Source organism: Actinomadura sp. J1-007 (genome assembly GCF_009793335.1).
Classification (GTDB): Bacteria; Actinomycetota; Actinomycetes; order Streptosporangiales; family Streptosporangiaceae; genus Spirillospora; species Spirillospora yumaensis.
In genome coordinates, this window is the sequence record NZ_WING01000001.1 from 5,770,610 (window position 1) to 5,786,803 (window position 16,194).

General features: G+C 75.5%; 14 protein-coding genes and 1 pseudogene. 7 read left to right on the plus strand and 8 right to left on the minus strand.

The features are described 5' to 3' along the window. Nucleotides 1–7: 7 nt before the first annotated feature. Both GEV43_RS26270 and GEV43_RS55155 read right to left on the minus strand, forming a co-directional pair. Nucleotides 8–1,393 carry an amino acid permease gene (locus GEV43_RS26270; RefSeq protein ID WP_194252523.1) on the minus strand — a complete coding sequence of 462 codons (1,386 nt, stop codon included), beginning with the start codon at nucleotides 1,391–1,393 and terminating at the stop codon, nucleotides 8–10. Nucleotides 1,394–1,548: 155 nt separating this feature from the next. Further along, on the minus strand, nucleotides 1,549–3,222 hold the full coding sequence (locus GEV43_RS55155) for a serine/threonine-protein kinase (RefSeq protein WP_160822989.1): 1,674 nt from the start codon (nucleotides 3,220–3,222) through the stop codon (nucleotides 1,549–1,551). Nucleotides 3,223–3,412: 190 nt separating this feature from the next. Here GEV43_RS55155 and GEV43_RS26280 point away from each other — a divergent pair, with 190 nt between their 5' ends. Continuing rightward, nucleotides 3,413–4,375, plus strand: a complete 963-nt coding sequence (locus GEV43_RS26280) for an alpha/beta hydrolase (RefSeq protein ID WP_160822990.1) — start codon at nucleotides 3,413–3,415, stop codon at nucleotides 4,373–4,375. A gap of 43 nt (nucleotides 4,376–4,418) precedes the next feature. Here the strand turns inward: GEV43_RS26280 and GEV43_RS26285 are convergent, their stop codons facing one another. Both GEV43_RS26285 and GEV43_RS26290 read right to left on the minus strand, forming a co-directional pair. Further along, nucleotides 4,419–5,873, minus strand: coding sequence for a DUF4389 domain-containing protein (locus GEV43_RS26285; protein ID WP_160822991.1), 1,455 nt, complete (start codon nucleotides 5,871–5,873; stop codon nucleotides 4,419–4,421). 130 nt (nucleotides 5,874–6,003) lie between these two features. Continuing rightward, a complete protein-coding gene (locus tag GEV43_RS26290) occupies nucleotides 6,004–6,651 on the minus strand; it encodes a TetR family transcriptional regulator (RefSeq protein WP_160822992.1) in 648 nt (215 codons plus the stop codon). Nucleotides 6,652–7,031: 380 nt separating this feature from the next. Here GEV43_RS26290 and GEV43_RS26295 point away from each other — a divergent pair, with 380 nt between their 5' ends. The 4 genes from GEV43_RS26295 (at nucleotide 7,032) to GEV43_RS55160 (ending at nucleotide 11,520) form a co-directional block, all read left to right on the plus strand. Next, nucleotides 7,032–7,307: a hypothetical protein gene (locus GEV43_RS26295; protein WP_309240039.1), complete on the plus strand. Its 276-nt coding sequence runs from the start codon at nucleotides 7,032–7,034 to the stop codon at nucleotides 7,305–7,307. A gap of 406 nt (nucleotides 7,308–7,713) precedes the next feature. Then, nucleotides 7,714–7,989 (plus strand): DUF6504 family protein, encoded by a 276-nt coding sequence (locus GEV43_RS26300; protein WP_160822993.1) that lies wholly within the window; start codon nucleotides 7,714–7,716, stop codon nucleotides 7,987–7,989. Nucleotides 7,990–7,996: 7 nt separating this feature from the next. After that, nucleotides 7,997–10,729, plus strand: a complete 2,733-nt coding sequence (gene dnaE / locus GEV43_RS26305; protein WP_309239847.1) for a DNA polymerase III subunit alpha — start codon at nucleotides 7,997–7,999, stop codon at nucleotides 10,727–10,729. Then, nucleotides 10,726–11,520 carry an OB-fold nucleic acid binding domain-containing protein gene (locus GEV43_RS55160; RefSeq protein ID WP_309239848.1) on the plus strand — a complete coding sequence of 265 codons (795 nt, stop codon included), beginning with the start codon at nucleotides 10,726–10,728 and terminating at the stop codon, nucleotides 11,518–11,520. The genes dnaE and GEV43_RS55160 overlap by 4 nt, the downstream gene beginning before the upstream one ends. Before the next feature lie 22 nt (nucleotides 11,521–11,542). On the opposite strand, the gene GEV43_RS26310 is transcribed toward GEV43_RS55160, so the two are convergent. The 4 genes from GEV43_RS26310 to GEV43_RS26325 all read right to left on the minus strand — a co-directional run bounded on the left by GEV43_RS26310 (nucleotide 11,543) and on the right by GEV43_RS26325 (nucleotide 14,954). Continuing rightward, nucleotides 11,543–12,226 carry a DUF4328 domain-containing protein gene (locus tag GEV43_RS26310; RefSeq protein ID WP_160822994.1) on the minus strand — a complete coding sequence of 228 codons (684 nt, stop codon included), beginning with the start codon at nucleotides 12,224–12,226 and terminating at the stop codon, nucleotides 11,543–11,545. 275 nt (nucleotides 12,227–12,501) lie between these two features. Next, on the minus strand, nucleotides 12,502–12,777 hold the full coding sequence (locus GEV43_RS26315; protein WP_309239849.1) for a hypothetical protein: 276 nt from the start codon (nucleotides 12,775–12,777) through the stop codon (nucleotides 12,502–12,504). A gap of 278 nt (nucleotides 12,778–13,055) precedes the next feature. Next, on the minus strand, nucleotides 13,056–13,715 hold the full coding sequence (locus GEV43_RS26320) for a response regulator transcription factor (protein WP_160822995.1): 660 nt from the start codon (nucleotides 13,713–13,715) through the stop codon (nucleotides 13,056–13,058). A 12-nt stretch (nucleotides 13,716–13,727) separates the two neighbouring features. Next, on the minus strand, nucleotides 13,728–14,954 hold the full coding sequence (locus GEV43_RS26325) for a sensor histidine kinase (RefSeq protein WP_160822996.1): 1,227 nt from the start codon (nucleotides 14,952–14,954) through the stop codon (nucleotides 13,728–13,730). A gap of 120 nt (nucleotides 14,955–15,074) precedes the next feature. Here GEV43_RS26325 and GEV43_RS26330 point away from each other — a divergent pair, with 120 nt between their 5' ends. After that, entirely contained in the window at nucleotides 15,075–15,398 is a 324-nt protein-coding gene (locus GEV43_RS26330) for a hypothetical protein (protein ID WP_160822997.1), read from the plus strand. Then, nucleotides 15,346–16,049, plus strand: a pseudogene (locus GEV43_RS26335) (ABC transporter ATP-binding protein); the annotation flags it as partial. The gene GEV43_RS26330 and the pseudogene GEV43_RS26335, both read left to right, overlap by 53 nt. Nucleotides 16,050–16,194 lie beyond the last annotated feature (145 nt).

A 16,194-nucleotide genomic window follows, 5' to 3' on the forward strand; every position in this document is an offset into this window, starting at 1 on the left:
TGCGGAGTCAGCGGTGGGGGGTGTGGGTGACGGGGGGTGTGCGGCCGTAGTGGCGGCGTAGGGGGTAGGCGGCGGCGACCACGGCGAGGCTGACGAGGGACGCGGCCAGTTGCGAGCGCTGGTCGGCCATGAACGCCATCGAGACCAGCACGGCGAGCAGGGCCGCGATGACCAGGAGCGCGACGTACGGGTGGCCCCACATGCGGTAGGTGAGGGCGCCGGGGTCCTCGCGGGCCAGCCGGGCGCGGAGCCGGAGCTGGGAGAGCATGATCGACAGGTAGACGAACGCCAGGATCACGCCGATCGAGTTCATCAGGAACTTGAAGACCTGGTCGGGCGAGGCGTACGAGGCGAGCACGGCGGCCCAGGCGGCGACGGTGCCGAGCAGGATCGCGCGGACCGGGACGCCCCGCCCGTTCAGCCGCACCAGGCCGGACGGCGCGTCGCCGTCGCGGGTCAGCACGTACAGCATCCGGGACGAGACGTAGATCGCCGAGTTGAGCACCGACAGCACCGCGGTGAGGATCACCGCCTGCATCACGGTCCCGGCGGCCGGGACGCCGATCGTGTCGAGGGCGCTGACGAACGGGCTGGTCAGCACCCGCGCGTCGTTCCACGGCAGGATCGTGACGACCAGCAGGATCGACAGGACGTAGAACAGCGCGACGCGCCACAGGACGTTGCCGGTGGCGCGGGCGACGGCGCGGCCCGGCTCGCTGCTCTCGGCGGCGGCGATGGTGACGATCTCGGTGCCGCCGAACGCGAACATCACGGCGACGATCGCGGTGAAGACCGACGTGACGCCGTTCGGGGCGAAGCCGCCGTGGTCGGTGATCGCCGACAGTCCGCCGGGCGCGTCCGGCCAGAGCCCGAGGACGTACAGCGCGCCGAGCACGAGGAAGACCAGGATCGCCGCGACCTTGATCGACGCGAACCAGAACTCGAACTCCCCGAACGAGCGGACCGAGACCAGGTTGACGGCCGTCATGACGACCAGCAGCGCGGCGGCGAGCACCCACTGCGGCAGGTCGATCCACTCGGCGAGGATCGCCGCGCCGGCCACGGCCTCCGCGCCGACGAGGATCACGTACAGGTACCAGTAGAGCCAGCCGATCGTGAAGCCCGCGAACGGGCCGAGCGCCATGCGGGCGTACTCGGCGAGCGACCCGGCGACGGGCCGGGCCACCACCATCTCGCCGAGCGCGCGGAGCACGCAGAGGACGAGCAGGCCCGCGGCGGCGTAGGACAGCACCGCGGCGGGCCCGGCGGTCCTGATCACCGCGCCGCTGCCGACGAACAGGCCCGCGCCGACCGCGCCGCCGATGGCGAGCATCGTCATGTGGCGGCGGCGCAGCCCGGTCCGCAGGCCGGTCCGCGTATCGGTTTCGGGCATGGCGTTCTGATCCCGTCGGTACGGAGGGGTGGGCGGCCAACACCCTAGATGACCTCGGCGGGGCATCGGCGGCAGGGGCGGCCTGCCCGGTTTCGGACGGCACCGAACCGAACGGGAACGGCGCACGCCCGCTCACTTTACGTGATCGCCGCGCGCTACCCGCCCCCGACCTCGTTCACCGCGAAGTCGTCGAACCCGGCCTGGAAGTACGCCCGGGACATGCCGGTGTTGACGACGATGCCGGAGCGCCCGTTGCGCGGCGGGTCCTGCGAGTCGGCGAACGAGAGCGTGTCGCGGCCGTTCACCCAGACGCGGACGCGGGTGGCGCTGCCCCGCAGGTCCACCTCGGCCTGGATCCGGTTGAAGTCCTTCGGCCGGAAGCCGGGCGCCGGGGCGGACTTGAGGTTGGCGCGCTCCTTGCGCGTCATCCGGTCGAGGCGCACCGTGCCGTCCGGACGGAGCAGGACCTCGTAGCCGTCGCCCGCGCCGTTGCCGAGCAGGGTCAGGCCCGCGAAGCCCGGCGTGGCGTTCCCGAAGCGCATCCGGACGTCGGTCAGGAAGCGGCTCGGCGACCGCGCCGGCTGCCCGGGGGCGACGCAGTACGTGGGGCTGGTGGAGATGTCGACCACGATCTGGAACGTGCCGTCGTCGGGCGGGCCGCAGTCGTTCGCCCAGGCGGAGTCGGGCCCGTCGAACGTCATCCGCTCCACCACCGGGTCGCCGGCCGCGGGCGGGCCGCCGTCGTCGCCGCCGGACAGGTACGCCCAGCCCGCGCCCGCCGTCGCGACCAGCGCGAGCGCCGCGCCCGCCGCGATCAGCGGCACCCGCCACCGTTGTCCGGCCGCCGCCCGGCGGGCTCCGCGCCCGCGGGCGAGGCCCGTGCCGCGGGCGACGCCGGCCTGCGGGGCGTTCCGCCCGGCGCGCAGCCCCCTGCGCTTGCGGCCCGGCGGCTCCGCGGCCGGCTCGGGGTTGGGGCCCGTGAGCAGGGGCGCGGGCGCGGCCTCGCGGGCCGGCACGGCGGCGGGCTGGCCGGTGAGCTGGGCCAGCAGGTCCTGCGCGGACGGACGGCGCGCGGGGTCCTTGTCGAGCGCGGCCGACACCAGGTCGCGCAGGTCGGGGTCGAGCCCGCCGAGGCGGGGCGGCTCGTGCGCCACCCGGAACATGACCTCCGAGAGGTTGCGGCCCGCGAACGGCGTCTCCCCGGTGCCCGCGTACGTGACCACGCAGCCCCACGCGAACACGTCGGCGGCGGAGGTGATCTCGCCGCCGCGCATCAGCTCCGGCGCGACGTACGCGGGCGTCCCCATGAACTGGCCGGTCCGGGTCGGGCCCTCGCCCGCGTCCAGCGCGCGGGCGATGCCGAAGTCGATCACCCGCGGACCGGTCGGGGACAGCAGCACGTTGGACGGCTTCAGGTCGCGGTGCACGATCCCCGCGCCGTGGATCGCGCCGAGCGCCATCGCGATGTTGACCGCGAGCCCCTCCAAGTCGCCGCCGCGCAGCGGGCCGCGCTCGCGCACCGCCTGGTCGAGCGTCGGCCCGTCCACGTACTCGGTGACGACGTAGAGCGGGTCGCCGTCGAGGCGCGCGTCCAGCACCGGCGCGGTGCAGAACCTGCGGACCCGCCGCGCCGCCGTCACCTCGCGCCGGAACCGGACGCGGAACGCCTCGGTCTCGGCGAGGTCGGCGTTGACGACCTTGACCGCCACCGGCCGCCCGGTCGCGTCCTCGCCCGCGTAGACCGTCCCCATGCCGCCGCGGCCGAGCCTGCCGGTGAGGCGGTACGGCCCGACCTCGCGGGGATCGCTCGGGCGAAGCGGGCTCGGCATGCGCGGCTCCAGCGAGGGGGACGGGGCGGCGGGCGGGCCTGTGGGCCAGAGGGTCTCGCGGGGACACTACCGGATCGGCGGGCCGCCCCGGCCGGGCGGACGCCCGGCCCCGCAGGGCCCGCACGGCCCCCGGCCGGGGGCCGTGCGGCGGGCCGTACGCTGGGGGCGGCCGGACGGTGAGGGAGGGGCCATGGACGTGGCGCAGGACGTGCTCGGGCCGGGCTACGAGGCGATCGAGCTGCCGATGGGCCGGGACGCCGAGGGCGAGGTGGTGGCGACGCTCGTGCGGCGGCGCTGCACCGAGCCGTCCCGGCGGGCCGTGCTGTACCTGCACGGCTTCATCGACTACTTCTTCCAGAAGAACCTCGCCGACTTCTACGTCGAGCGGGGCGTCGACTTCTACGCGCTCGACCTCCGCAAGTACGGGCGGTCGCTGCGCCCCCACCAGACGCCCAACCACGTCGACAGCCTCACCGAGTACTTCCCGGAGATCGACGAGGCGGTGCGGATCGTCCGCGACGTCGACGGCCACGGCACGCTGCTGCTGAACGGCCACTCGACCGGCGGGCTGGTCGCGGCGCTGTGGGCCGACCGGGTCCGCGGCGCGGGCCTGGTGGACGGGCTGTTCCTCAACAGCCCGTTCCTCGACATCGCCGAGCCGCTGCCGATGCGCAAGCTCGGCGCCGGGCTCGCGCGGGCGCTGCGGGGACGGTTCCCGAAGGCGCGGCTGCCCGCCGGGGTGTCCGACCGCTACCCGCGCAGCCTGCACCGCGAGCACGAGGGCGAGTGGGAGTTCGACCTCGCGTGGAAGCCGCTGCTCGGGTTCCCGGTGCGGGCGGCGTGGCTGGCGGCGGTCCGGCGCGGGCAGCTCCGGCTGCACGCGGGCCTCGGCGTGGACGTGCCGGTCCTGGTCATGTCGTCGGAGCGCAGCGTCCGCCCGTCCCGCCGCGTCACCGACATCACCACCGCCGACGCCGTCCTGGACGTCGAGCACATGGCCCGCTGGGCGCCGCGGCTCGGCCGCCACGTGACCCTCGTCCGGATCGACGGCGGCCTCCACGACCTGGTGCTGTCGCCCGCGCCCGTGCGGGAGCGGGTCTTCGCCGAGCTCGGCCGCTGGATGGACGCCTACCTGCCCGCGTCCCCGTCCTGACCGCCGCCGCGCGGGGCCCTCGCGCGGGCGGCCGGGCGCGGGCTCAGCGCTTGCGGACGGCCCGCGGCAGCGTCCGGAACGGCGGGACGACCTCGTCGGTGAGCATGAACGCGTAGGCCACGACCCGTCCCGACCAGCGCTGGAACCCCACGACCAGCCGGAACAGCGGCCGGGGGTAGCGCCCGGTGAACGGGATGACCAGCCAGCACGGCACCGCCACGGCGACCAGCAGCACCGTCATCAGCAGCATGACCATCAGGTGCGGGACGACCAGCAGGCCCCGCAGCAGGGTGAACCACCGCCGCGGCCCGCGCCACGCCGCCGGGTAGGGCAGATCGACCTGGACGGTCCGCGTGCCGGTGAGCGCCGCGCCCCCGGTCCGTTCCCCCTCGGCCGGAAGGCTGGACGCGGACGGGCCGGACGGCGCGGACGGCGCGGCGGGCGCGGGGCCGTCCTGCGCGGAGGCCGCCTGCCGGCTCGCGCCCGGCGCGGTGCCGGCGGCGCCGGGAGCGGTGTCCGCCGGTCCCTGCGCGGCGGACGGCACGGGGCCCGAAGCGCCGGCGGGTCCGGAACCCGTGCCGGTGGGGGAGCCCGTGGCCGCGCCGTCGCCGGTGATGCCGATGGGCTCACGGTGCCAGGTCGCCGAGACCCGTTCGGCGGCGCGTTCGGGATCGGCCCGGTCCTGGCCGACGAGGAGGGCGAGCAGCTCGCGGGCGGTCGGGCGCCGGGAGGCGTCCTTGTCGAGCGCGGCGGCGACCACCGCGCGCAGCCCCGGGTCGAGCCCGTCCAGCACCGGCTGCGCGGTGCCGATGCGCTGGAACGTGTCGGCTACGCTCTTGCCCTGGAACGGCGCGCGGCCCGTTCCGGCGTAGGCGACGACGCAGCCCCAGGAGAACACGTCGGACGCCTGGAGGGCGGGCTCGCCGCGCAGCACCTCGGGCGCGATGTACGCGGGCGTCCCCATGAACTGCCCGGTGCGCGTCGGCCCGTCGGCGGCGTCCAGCGCGCGGGCGATGCCGAAGTCGATCACGCGCGGCCCGGTGGACGACAGCAGCACGTTGGACGGCTTGAGGTCGCGGTGCACGATGTGGGCGCTGTGGATGGCGGCCAGCGCGGTCGCGGCGCCGACGGCGAGGCCCTCCAGGTCGGAGCCGGGCAGCGGGCCGTTCTCGGTGACCGCGCTCTCCAGGCTGGGCCCGTCGATGTACTCGGTGACGATGTAGAGGGGGTCGGTCTCCAGCTCGGCGTCCAGCACCGGCGCCGTGCAGAACCGGCTGACCTGCCGCGCCGCCGTCACCTCCCGCCGGAACCTCGCGAGGAACGCGGGCTCTCCGGCCAGCTCGCGGTTGACGACCTTCACCGCCACCCGCCGCCCGGTCGGCTCGGCGGCGAGGTACACCGTGCCCATCCCGCCGCGCCCGAGCCGTCCGAGGAGCTTGTACGGGCCGAGCACGCGCGGCTCGTCGTGGTGCAGCGGCCCGGCGACGGTCGTGGTCATGCACGGGAGCTTAGGGGAGCCCGCGCCGCGGCGGATGGCCCATGAGACCTAACCGCGGATCACTCCGTGGAATGACCCTCCCCGGCCCGGCCAGGGCGCCGGAACCGGGCGCGGTCCCGGCCGTACGGCGTCAGAACCAGTCGGTCATGGTGCCCCGGACCAACGCGATCGCGTCGTCGACGCGGGACGCGACCTCGTCGACGTCCCACACGTCGCGGCGGGCGCAGTCCTCGAACGCGACCCGGGCGGCCGACGCGTGGAACGCGACGATGACCTGGGGCCGCAGATCGGCCTCGGGGTCCACGCCCTCGCGGCGCGCGATCTCGGCGGCGAGCCGCTTCTCCGACGCCGAGTAGCGGGCCATCTGCGCCGCGACCAGCGCCGGGTTGGCCTCGATCACCTGGCGGACGCGGCGGAACCGGTCGGCGTCCTCCGGGCTGCCCTCGGCGACCGTCCGCAGCACCACGCGCAGCGCCTCGAACAGCGCGGTGAACGGGCGCTCCTCCGGCGGGCGGACGGCGAGCGCGTCGGCCACGGCGCGGTCGAAGTCGGCGAGGAAGCCGGTGACGACGTCCTCCTTCGTCGCGAAGTAGCGGAAGAACGTGCGCTGCGACATCTGGACCGCGGCCACGATCTCGTCGATCGTCGTCGCGTCGTACCCCTGGTCGAGGAAGAGGGCGAGCGCGGCGTCGATGAGCGCCATCCGGGTCCGCTGCTTCTTGCGCTCGCGCAGCCCCGAGCCGGCGGGCGGCCCGGGGTGGAGCGGCTCGGCGGTCATCGGCGGGGCTCCTCACCGCTCCGGGGACGGGTGCGCGGGCGCGGGCGCGAGGCGCGCCCGGAGGCATGCCCGCGCCCGTTCCCATGGACTCATGGAAGATTCAAGGATCCATAGAGGGTCTATCACGGACGGCTGGTCGCGCGGTCGCGGCGGGGACGGCGTTCCGGCGTCCCGCGGCGGCCTACGTAAGTATGTCGTGACGCTGGGTAGTTGAAACATAACAGACCGTCGGGGCGAAATAGGTCGACCGAGTCTCCGGGATTCCCCGCCGCCGGACGTCTTCGCGGGTCATGCTGGGGGCCGGTCACCAATTGTCGCCGTCCGGACGCTCCTGGTGATCGTTCGGCGTTCCGGACTCCTGACAAGGCGGGTTGATCGCGGTGTCCGTCATCACCAATGCGCGGCAGATCGCCGAAGTGCGGCGCCACCACCTCGCCGCGCTCGCGTACGAGGTCGACGTCCGGGGGCTGCGCTGGCGGCTGGCCGGGCCTGAGGAGTCGATCCTGACCGTCGTCGGCCCGCGCACCCGCCGGCTGATCATGGTCGTGGCGACCCCGGCGGGCGCCGGCTGGTCGTACCTGTGGACGGGCGGGGGCATCGCCGACGTCACCGACCTCCGCGACGTCGCCGACTGCTTCGTCGCCCTCCTCGGCTGAGCCGGTCCCGCTCGGCCGAGCCGCCCGCCGCCCTCTTCGGCTGAGCCGCCCCGCCCGTTCCGCTCGCCCCGCCCGTTCCCGCCGTTCGCCGCCGTCCCGCGGGATCACTTTTCGGGTGCGATTTCGGGTGCGATTTCCGCGGGGCGCGCTTTCGGTCCGGTGATCCCTCGCGAGCCCTTGCGCGGACGGGCCTGCGCGCCGTTCGCCCGGTCGAAGCGCGACGCCGTCCCGAACGGCCGCACCCCCTCTGACCAGGGCGTTGGCGCGGCGCTCCGGCGGTACGGCAGGTGGGCCCCGCCTTGCCTCCCGGTCCGGCCGTTCCCTAGACTCGGTCACGAACATACGTTCGAACAAGACCGCATGCCTTCCCCCGTGCGATCGCGAGACACAAGGGCGGGGGAGGCAGATGACGCGCGTGTTCGGCGATCCGGTGGAGGTCTGGTCGAGCGACGGACGTCCGGTCCGGTTCGTCTGGCGGGGGCGGCTCTACACCGTGCGGCGGGTGCTGGAGCACTGGGTGACGACCCGGGACTGGTGGCGCGAGCAGCAGCCCGAGGCCGAGGTCACCGGCGAGCGGGAGTTCTGGCGGGTCGAGGCCACCCCGGACCGCGAGATCGGGGTGTACGAGCTGCGCTACGACGCGGCCACCGCGACCTGGATGCTCTCCCGGGTGTGGGACTGAGGCCGCCGTGCACCTGCATGTCGCCTCCGCCTACTCGCTGCGGTACGGCGCGGCGCGCCCGGAGGCGCTCGCGCGCCGCGCCGCCGAGCTCGGCCTGGAGACCCTCGCCCTGACCGACCGCGACGGCCTGTACGGCGCGGTCCGGCACGTCCGCGCCTGCCGCGACGCGGGCGTGCGCCCCGTCCTCGGCGCCGACCTCGCCCTCGGGCCCGGCCCCGGCGGCGGGGAGGAGCGGGCGGTGGTCCTCGCGGCCGGGCGCGCGGGCTGGGCGTCGCTGTGCCGGCTGGTGACCGCCGCGCACGCGGGCGAGCGGGGGAGGCCCGTCGCGAGCCGCGAGCTGGTGGGCGAGCACGCGGACGGCCTGGTCGTCCTGCTCGGCCCCTGGTCGGACGTGGGGCGGGCGGTCGCCGCGCGCCGCCCCGACCTCGCCGCGCGGCGGCTCGCGGCGTGGCGGGCGACGGCCGAGTGCGCGCTGGAGATCGTCGACCACCACGACGTCGGCGACGGGCACCGCGCCGCGCGGATGCTGGCCCTCGCCCGCTCCGAGGGCGTCCCGGCGGTGCTCGGCAACGCCGTCCGCTACCTGGAGCCCGCCGACCACCCCGTCGCGCAGGTGCTGGACGTGACCCGGCGGCTCGTTCCGCTGCACCGGCGGCACCTGGACGACCGGACGGGCCACGCCTACCTGAAGTCCGAGGAGCGGATGCGCCGGACCGCGGCGCTGAGCTGCGGCGCCGAGGAGGCGGACGCGCTGGTCGCCGCCACCCGCGCGCTCGCCGAACGCTGCGTCCTCGACCCCGGCCGCGACCTCGGCATGGACGAGGTGCACCTGCCCGAGACCGGCGCCGACCCGTACGGACGGCTCGCCGCGCGCTGCGCCGAGGGGCTCGCGGCGCGCGGGCTGGACCGTTCGGCGGAGGCCGCGCGGCGGCTGGACCACGAGCTCGGCATCATCGCGCGCAAGGGCCTGGCCGCCTACTTCCTCACGGTCGCGGACGCCGCCGGGCTGATCCGCTCCCGGGGCATCCGCTGCGCGATCCGCGGGTCGGGCGCGGGCAGCCTGGTCAACCACCTGCTCGGCATCAGCGACCTCGACCCGCTCCGGCACGACCTGGTGATGGAGCGGTTCCTCGCCGACAGCCGCCCCGGCCTGCCCGACATCGACCTCGACGTGGAGTCGGCCCGCAGGCTGGAGGCGTACCGGGCGCTGTTCGACCGCTACGGCGCCGACGCCACGGCGTGCGTGTCGATGATGGAGACCTACCGGGCGCGCAGCGCGATCCGCGACGTCGGCAACGCGGTGGGGCTGCCGCCGCAGGAGATCGACGCGATCGCGAAGGCGTTCCCGCACATCCGCGCGCGGCAGATCCGCGCCGCGCTGGCCGACCTGCCCGAGCTGCGGCAGAGCAACCTCGGGCAGGGGCAGCTTGAGGTGGTGTTCCGCATCGCCGAACGGCTCGACGGCCTGCCGCGCCACATCGCCATGCACCCCTGCGGGGTCCTGCTGTCGAACGCGACGCTGCGCGACCGCACGCCCGTCGAGCAGAGCGCGCTCGGGTTCCCGATGAGCCAGTTCGACAAGGACGACGTCGAGGCGATGGGCCTGCTGAAGCTGGACGTCATCGGGGTGCGGATGCAGTCGGCGATGGCGCACGCGGTCGCCGAGGTCGAGCGCGCCGGGGGCGGGCGGATCGACCTTGAGGCCGTGCCGCGCGACGACCCGTCCACCTTCGGGCTGATCCGCACCTCCCGCACCCTCGGCTGCTTCCAGATCGAGTCGCCCGGCCAGCGGGAGCTGATCGGCCGGCTCCAGCCCCGCGACCTGGACGACCTGGTCATCGACATCTCGCTGTTCCGGCCCGGCCCGGTCGCCTCCGACATGGTCACGCCCTACCTGGACTCGCGCGAGGGCCTGCGCGCCCCGGCGTACCCGCACCCCGACCTCGAACCGGTGCTGCGCGAGAGCCTCGGCGTCATCGTCTTCCACGAGCAGGTGCTCCGCGTGATCGACGTCTTCACCGGCTGCGGGCTGTCGGACGCCGAGGCGGCGCGGCGGAGCCTCGCGAGCGAGGAGGGGCAGGCCGTCGTCGGGGCCTGGTTCCGGGAGCACGCGCTGCGGCGCGGCTACGACGAGGCGTCGGTCGAACGGGTCTGGCGGATGCTCACGGCGTTCGGGTCGTTCGGGTTCTGCAAGGCGCACGCCGCGTCGTTCGCCCTGCCCACCTACCAGTCGGCGTGGCTGAAGCGGCACCATCCGGCCGCGTTCTTCGCGGGCGTCCTCACCCACGACCCCGGCATGTACCCCAAGCGCGCCATCCTCGACGACGCCCGCCACTACGGCGTCCCGATCCTGCCGCTGGACGTCAACCGCTCGACCGCCGACTGGCACGTCGAGCCCGTCTCCCAGGGCGGCGCGGTGGCCGGACCCGCGAACGCGGGCCCGAGCGGGGACGCGGGCGGCGGCGGCGCACCTTCCGGCGCGGCGGCGCTCGCCCACGGCATCCGGGTGGCGCTGAACGAGGTCAAGGGCATCAGCGAGGCGGAGGTCGGACGGATCGTGGAGGAGCGGCCGTACCGTTCGCTGACCGACTTCTGGCGGCGCGCCCGCGTCTCCCGGCCGATCGTCGAACGCCTCGTCCTCGCGGGCGGGTTCGACGCCCTGTACGACGCGGTCTCCGCGTCCCCCTCCGGCTCCTCCTCCCCTCCGCCGCCGACCGGCCGGGCGGAGGCGACGCGGTGACGCCGCGCCGCGACCTGCTCTGCCGCGTCGGCGTCCTGGACCGCGCGACCGCCCGTCCGGGACGCGGCGTGATCGAGGGCCAGCTCCCGCTCGGCGTCGAGGACGGCACGGAGGCGGGCGCCGAGGCGGGGGCGGGCCTCGGGATCGTCGAGGAGATCCGTCCCGGCGAGCTGCCGCCGATGACGCCGTCGGAGGTGGTCGAGGCGGAGCTGGAGATCCTCGGCATGGACGTCAGCCGGCACGTGCTCACGTTCTACGACGGCCTGCTGCGCGAGCTCGGCGTCGCCCGCGCCCGCGGCCTGCGCGACCGGGCCGGGGGCGGCGACGTCCTGGTCGCGGGCGTCAAGGTCGCGACGCAGACCCCGGCCGTACGGTCCGGGCAGCGCGTCATCTTCGCCACGCTGGACGACGCGACCGGGCCCGTCGACCTGACGTTCTTCGAGTCGGTGCAGGAACGGTGCGCGGCGACGGTGTTCGGGTCGTGGCTGCTGGTGGCGCGCGGCCGGGTCCGCAGGGCCGGGGGCCGCGCGGTCTCGGTCACCGCGACCGCCTGCTGGGACCTGCCCGGCCTGTACGAGGCGTGGCGCGGCGACGGCATCGGCGCCGTGCGGCGGATCATGGCGCGCTCCGGGCCGGGCCCGGCGGGGCGCCCCGTCGGCCGGCGCGTCGTCCACGCCACCGGGTTCGCGACGTCGCCGTACGCCGACGTCGGGCACGCGGGCGAGGCGGTCAAGCGCCCTCCGGCCCGCCTGTACCACGCGAGCGGCGGCAGCTCGGGCCCCACCGCCTGAGCCCGTCCGGCCGCGGCGGGGGTCAGGTCTCGCGGGCTATCTGGAGGCGGGTGATCTGGAAGACCGTCGCCATGCAGAGCGCGGCGGCGAGGGCCTGGAACGCGGCGGCGGCCACGCCGACGTGGATCTCGAAGCGGGCCTCGGCGAGGGTCTGCACGCCGTCGCCGCTCGCGAACATCCGGGCGAGGCCGAGGCCGAGCAGCACGCACGCCCACCAGCCGAACACCACCAGGCCCGCCGCCTGGCGCTCGGCCAGGCGGTAGCGGCCGCTGTTGACCCACACCTCGTACACGATGCGCGGCGGCATCCAGAGGTTGACCACGGGGCAGAGCCAGCCGAAGACCACCCAGGCCCGGTGGTGCTGGTGCGGGCCGGGCGACTGGCCGAAGGCCCGCCACAGCCAGCCGAGGTAGAGCAGGCCCGTGACGCCCGCCATCACCCCGCAGATCAGGAAGACGTCGGTGTACGGCGCGAGCGCGTGGCCGGTGCCGGCCGGGTCGTAGGTGTCGTGGGTGGCGCCGCGCAGCGGATGGCCGAGCCGCAGCAGGCTGATGCCCGAGCCGAGCGCGACGAACGCGTTGAATCCGAGCAGCATGAACACCGCCACCCCGACCGCCCGGAAGTCGCGTCGCCGCGCCCACGCGCCGCACGCGGGGCAGCGGGCGACCTCGGTCGGGATGATGTCGCCGCACAACGCACACGGCATGATCCACCTCCGAGGGTTTTGCGCTTCCTTTTCTTCGGATACTACGTACCTTTGACTTTCGGTGCCCATCGGAGGTTCGCGCCGACGTGGATCCAGGGGAGCCTTAGGGGGCCGGGGCGCTCCCCGGCGCTCCTCGCGGAGCGGGCGGAGCGCGGCGAAGATCCGTTCTCCGGCTCGTTGACCTGCGGGAACGCCTGCCGCCGCACGGGGGCAGGTCCATCTGTCCGGTGCGCTGACAAGGGCGCACCCCTGCGTCCGCCGGGGCCCGGAGCCGTTCACAGGATCAGCGCGCCCGCCGCGGCGGTCGCGGCGGCCGTCAGGGCCGCCCAGGCGGCCAGGCGGCGCAGGTCGGCGCCGCCCGCGCGGCGCGGGTCGGGCTCCAGGAGCCGTTCGGGACGGAAGCCCGTGACCAGGGCGAGCGCCCACCACTCGGCGGTCAGCGCGATCGTCGCGTACAGGAACCCGAAGCCGGCGACCGAGCAGGCGAGGACGGCGCCCGCCGGGGTCAGCGCGTGCGCGAACAGCGCGGGCGCCCGCGCGAGCCCGTGCACCCCGCGGCGCAGCCCGGCCAGGACGACGCCCCACCCGACGGCCCCGAGGACCCACAGGGCCAGGATCGGCCCGGGGATGCCCGTCAGCGACTCCGGTCCCAGTGCCGTTCCCCCTTCGCGGGGCCGAACCCCGTCTCGCCCGCGGCGTCCGCCGTGCTCCGTTGATCATGCCGTGGCCGCCGGGCCGGCCGTCCGCCGGGGGTACGGCGCGGGCGGGACCCGCGAGGGCCGCGTGTCCGCGCGTCCGCGCGGCGGGACGGGCCGCGGCGGGCGGCCGGTCAGCGCATGAGCCCCGACTCCCAGGCCCACGCCGCGATCTCGCCGCGGTTGCGGGCGTCGAGCTTGCGCTGCACGCTGCCGAGGTGGGTCTTGACCGTGGACAGCGCCACGTACAGCTCGCCGGCGATCTCGTCGTTGGTACGGCCCCGCGCGACGAGCCGTACGACGTCGAGCTCGCGGTCGGTGAGCGCCTCGCGCGGCGCGGCGGCGCCCGCGGGCCCGGCCGCGGGCGGCGCCGCGAGGTGCTCCAGCAGCCGGACCGTGATCGACGGTGACACGAGCGCCTCGCCGTTGGCGGCGGCGCGGACGGCCTCCACCAGCAGCGCGGGCCCGCTGTCCTTGAGCAGGAACCCGACGGCGCCGCCGCGCAGCGCCCCGTAGACGTACTCGTCCATGTCGAACGTGGTGACGATCACCACCCGGAGCGGGTCGGGGACGTCGCGCCCGGCCAGCAGCCGGGTCGCCTCCAGCCCGTCGATCTTCGGCATGCGGATGTCGAACAGGCACACGTCCGGGCGCAGCCGCCGCGCCAGGGCGACGGCCTCCGCGCCGTCGCGGGCCTCCCCGACCACCTCCATGCCGGCCTGCGAGTCGATGATCATCCGGAAGCCGGTCCGGACCATCTCCTGATCGTCGGCGATGAGCACACGGATGGTCACGGGCCGATTGTCTCAGGCATCGCGCACGGGCAGGACGGCGACGACCTCCCAGCCGCCCTCCGGCCTCGGCCCGGCCCGCAGGAGCCCGCCGACCGCGTCGATCCGCTCGCGCAGCCCCGCGAGCCCGAACCCGCTGGACGGCAGCCGCCGCGACCGGCCCTGCCCGTCGTCGCGCACGGCCACCTCCACCGAGCCGTCCGCGAGCCGGGTGACGGACACGTGCACGGCGGTGGAGTCGGCGGCGTGCTTGCGGGCGTTCGTCAGCGACTCCTGGACGACCCGGTGCACCGACGTCGTCACCTCGGGCGGCAGGTCGCCGAGCCCCGGCGACAGCGACAGCGTCGCCGGGGGATGGGAGAACGCCGCGACGACCTCCTCCACCCGCGCCAGGCCGCCGACCGGACGGGGCGCGCCGTCCCCTCCGGGCCCGTCCCCGCCGGGGCCCTGGCCTCCGGGCGCCCGGCCCGCGTCGCCGTCCGCCGCGCCCGCGTCCTGCGCGTCGCGCAGCAGCCCCACCATGCGCCGCATCGAGGTCAGCGCCTCGGTGCCCGCCTTCTCGATCCCCCCGAACATCCTGTCGAGCTGTTCGGGGGACTGCCCCGCGCCCGATTGCGCGGCGAACCGCGCCGCCTGCGCCTGGACGACGATCCCCGTCACGTGGTGGGCGACGAAGTCGTGCAGGTCGCGGGCCAGCTCCAGCCGTTCGTCCCGGCGCGCGGCGGCCAGGGTGCGGGACCGCCGCGCGTCCACCGCCCGCAGGTACAGGCCGACGCCGATCGCGACCGCCGCCAGCACCCCGAGCGGCGCGGTGAACAGCACCGCCGCGATCGTCGAGGCCCGGAACGGCAGCGCCATCAGCGTCGCGGTCAGCGCGACCGCGACGGGCACGAGCCGGTCGCGCGGCGTCTTCCACACCACCCGCGCGATCAGGACGAGCAGTCCGCCGATCTCGACGACCACGCTCATCCCCTGGAAGTCCGGCGAGGCCAGCGCGATGAACAGCGTGATCAGCCCGGACACCGCCGCCACCGCGATCGCCCAGCCCGTCAGATGCCGGACGGCCATCGCGCCCGCCGTCACCACGAGCGCGACCAGGATCATGCAGAGCTCGAAGCCGCTGTCGAGGCCGGTGAGCAGGACCGCCAGCAGGTACAGGCAGGCCAGGCCCACGTAGACGACCCGCGCCAGGCACCCGCCCGCCGTGTGGATCCGATCCAGTCCCGCTCCCGCCTCGCCCATGCCCAGGAAGGTTACGACCCTGTGCGTACCCCTGGATCGACCATTCGGCCGATGCCCCCGCCGACGGGACCGAACCTCCGTCCGATGTGGCCGACCTGCCCGTTCTCCGACGATGGGGGCATGAACCCGATGTACCTGCTCTACGCGCCCGTCGCCGCCGCCTTCGTCGTCTTCGTGATCTACGGGGGCCTGGTGCTGCCCGCCAAGGAGATCGCCGAGTCCGTCCGCGACCGCGCCCGAGGCCCGAACCCCCGCCCCCCGAGCCGTCCGACACCTCCGGGCCGCAGCACGACGCCGCCGAACGCGCCGAGGCCGACCCCCGCACCGCCGCTGCCCGCCGAGCCGAGGTCATCGACCTCCCCACGCCCCGTACCTCCCGAAAGGCCGCCGCATGAACAACCTGCCAGCAGCCCCCGCCGGGGGCGCGACGTCCGGCGCCGGTGAGGCGGTGCTGGTGGGCACCGGCCTGGTGAAGCGGTTCGGGCCCGCGGTGGCGCTGGCCGGGGTCGATCTCACCGTCCACCGGGGGAGACCGTCGCGATCATGGGTCCGAGCGGCTCGGGCAAGTCCACGCTGCTGCACTGCCTCGCGGGGATCATGAAGCCGGACGCGGGCGAGGTGCGGCTGCTCGGCGGCCGCATCGACGCCCTCGGCGAGCGGCGCCGCAGCGCGCTGCGGCGTTCCCGGTTCGGCTTCGTGTTCCAGTTCGGCCAGTTGCTGCCCGAACTGCCCGCCGTCGAGAACGTCGCGCTGCCCCTCATGCTGGGCGGCACCCCGCGCCGCGCCGCCGTGAACGCGGCCCGCACCTGGTTCGCTCCGCTCGGGCTGGGCGGCATGGAGCACCGCCGCCCCGGCGAGCTGTCCGGCGGCCAGGCGCAGCGCGTCGCCATCGCCCGCGCCCTGGTCACCGCGCCCGCCGTCGTGTTCGCGGACGAGCCCACCGGCGCGCTCGACCAGGCCACCGGCCACGAGACCATGAACCTGCTGGTGGAGGCCACCCGCCACAACGGCGCCTCCCTCGTCGTCGTCACCCACGACCCCACCGTGGCCCGCTGGTGCGACCGCACGGTCGAGGTCCGCGACGGCCGCCTCGTCCACCCCGCCCCGCACAGCGCAGGGCCGTCCACCCCGACCACGCCACCCACCCCGCACGACGCGGGCCCGTCCAGCCCGTACGACGCGGGCCCGTCCGGCCCGTACGTCCCGGGGGCACCCGGCTCGGCCCCAGCGCCCGGCTCGT

What these genes read in the sequence shown, in the direction of transcription:
- GEV43_RS26270 (WP_194252523.1), bottom strand. Translation starts at nt 1,393, where the DNA reads ATGCCCGAAACCGATACGCGGACCGGCCTGCGGACCGGGCTGCGCCGC.
- GEV43_RS55155 (WP_160822989.1), bottom strand. Translation starts at nt 3,222, where the DNA reads ATGCCGAGCCCGCTTCGCCCGAGCGATCCCCGCGAGGTCGGGCCGTAC.
- GEV43_RS26280 (WP_160822990.1), top strand. Translation starts at nt 3,413, where the DNA reads ATGGACGTGGCGCAGGACGTGCTCGGGCCGGGCTACGAGGCGATCGAG.
- GEV43_RS26285 (WP_160822991.1), bottom strand. Translation starts at nt 5,873, where the DNA reads ATGACCACGACCGTCGCCGGGCCGCTGCACCACGACGAGCCGCGCGTG.
- GEV43_RS26290 (WP_160822992.1), bottom strand. Translation starts at nt 6,651, where the DNA reads ATGACCGCCGAGCCGCTCCACCCCGGGCCGCCCGCCGGCTCGGGGCTG.
- GEV43_RS26300 (WP_160822993.1), top strand. Translation starts at nt 7,714, where the DNA reads ATGACGCGCGTGTTCGGCGATCCGGTGGAGGTCTGGTCGAGCGACGGA.
- GEV43_RS26310 (WP_160822994.1), bottom strand. Translation starts at nt 12,226, where the DNA reads ATGCCGTGTGCGTTGTGCGGCGACATCATCCCGACCGAGGTCGCCCGC.
- GEV43_RS26325 (WP_160822996.1), bottom strand. Translation starts at nt 14,954, where the DNA reads ATGGGCGAGGCGGGAGCGGGACTGGATCGGATCCACACGGCGGGCGGG.
- GEV43_RS26330 (WP_160822997.1), top strand. Translation starts at nt 15,075, where the DNA reads ATGAACCCGATGTACCTGCTCTACGCGCCCGTCGCCGCCGCCTTCGTC.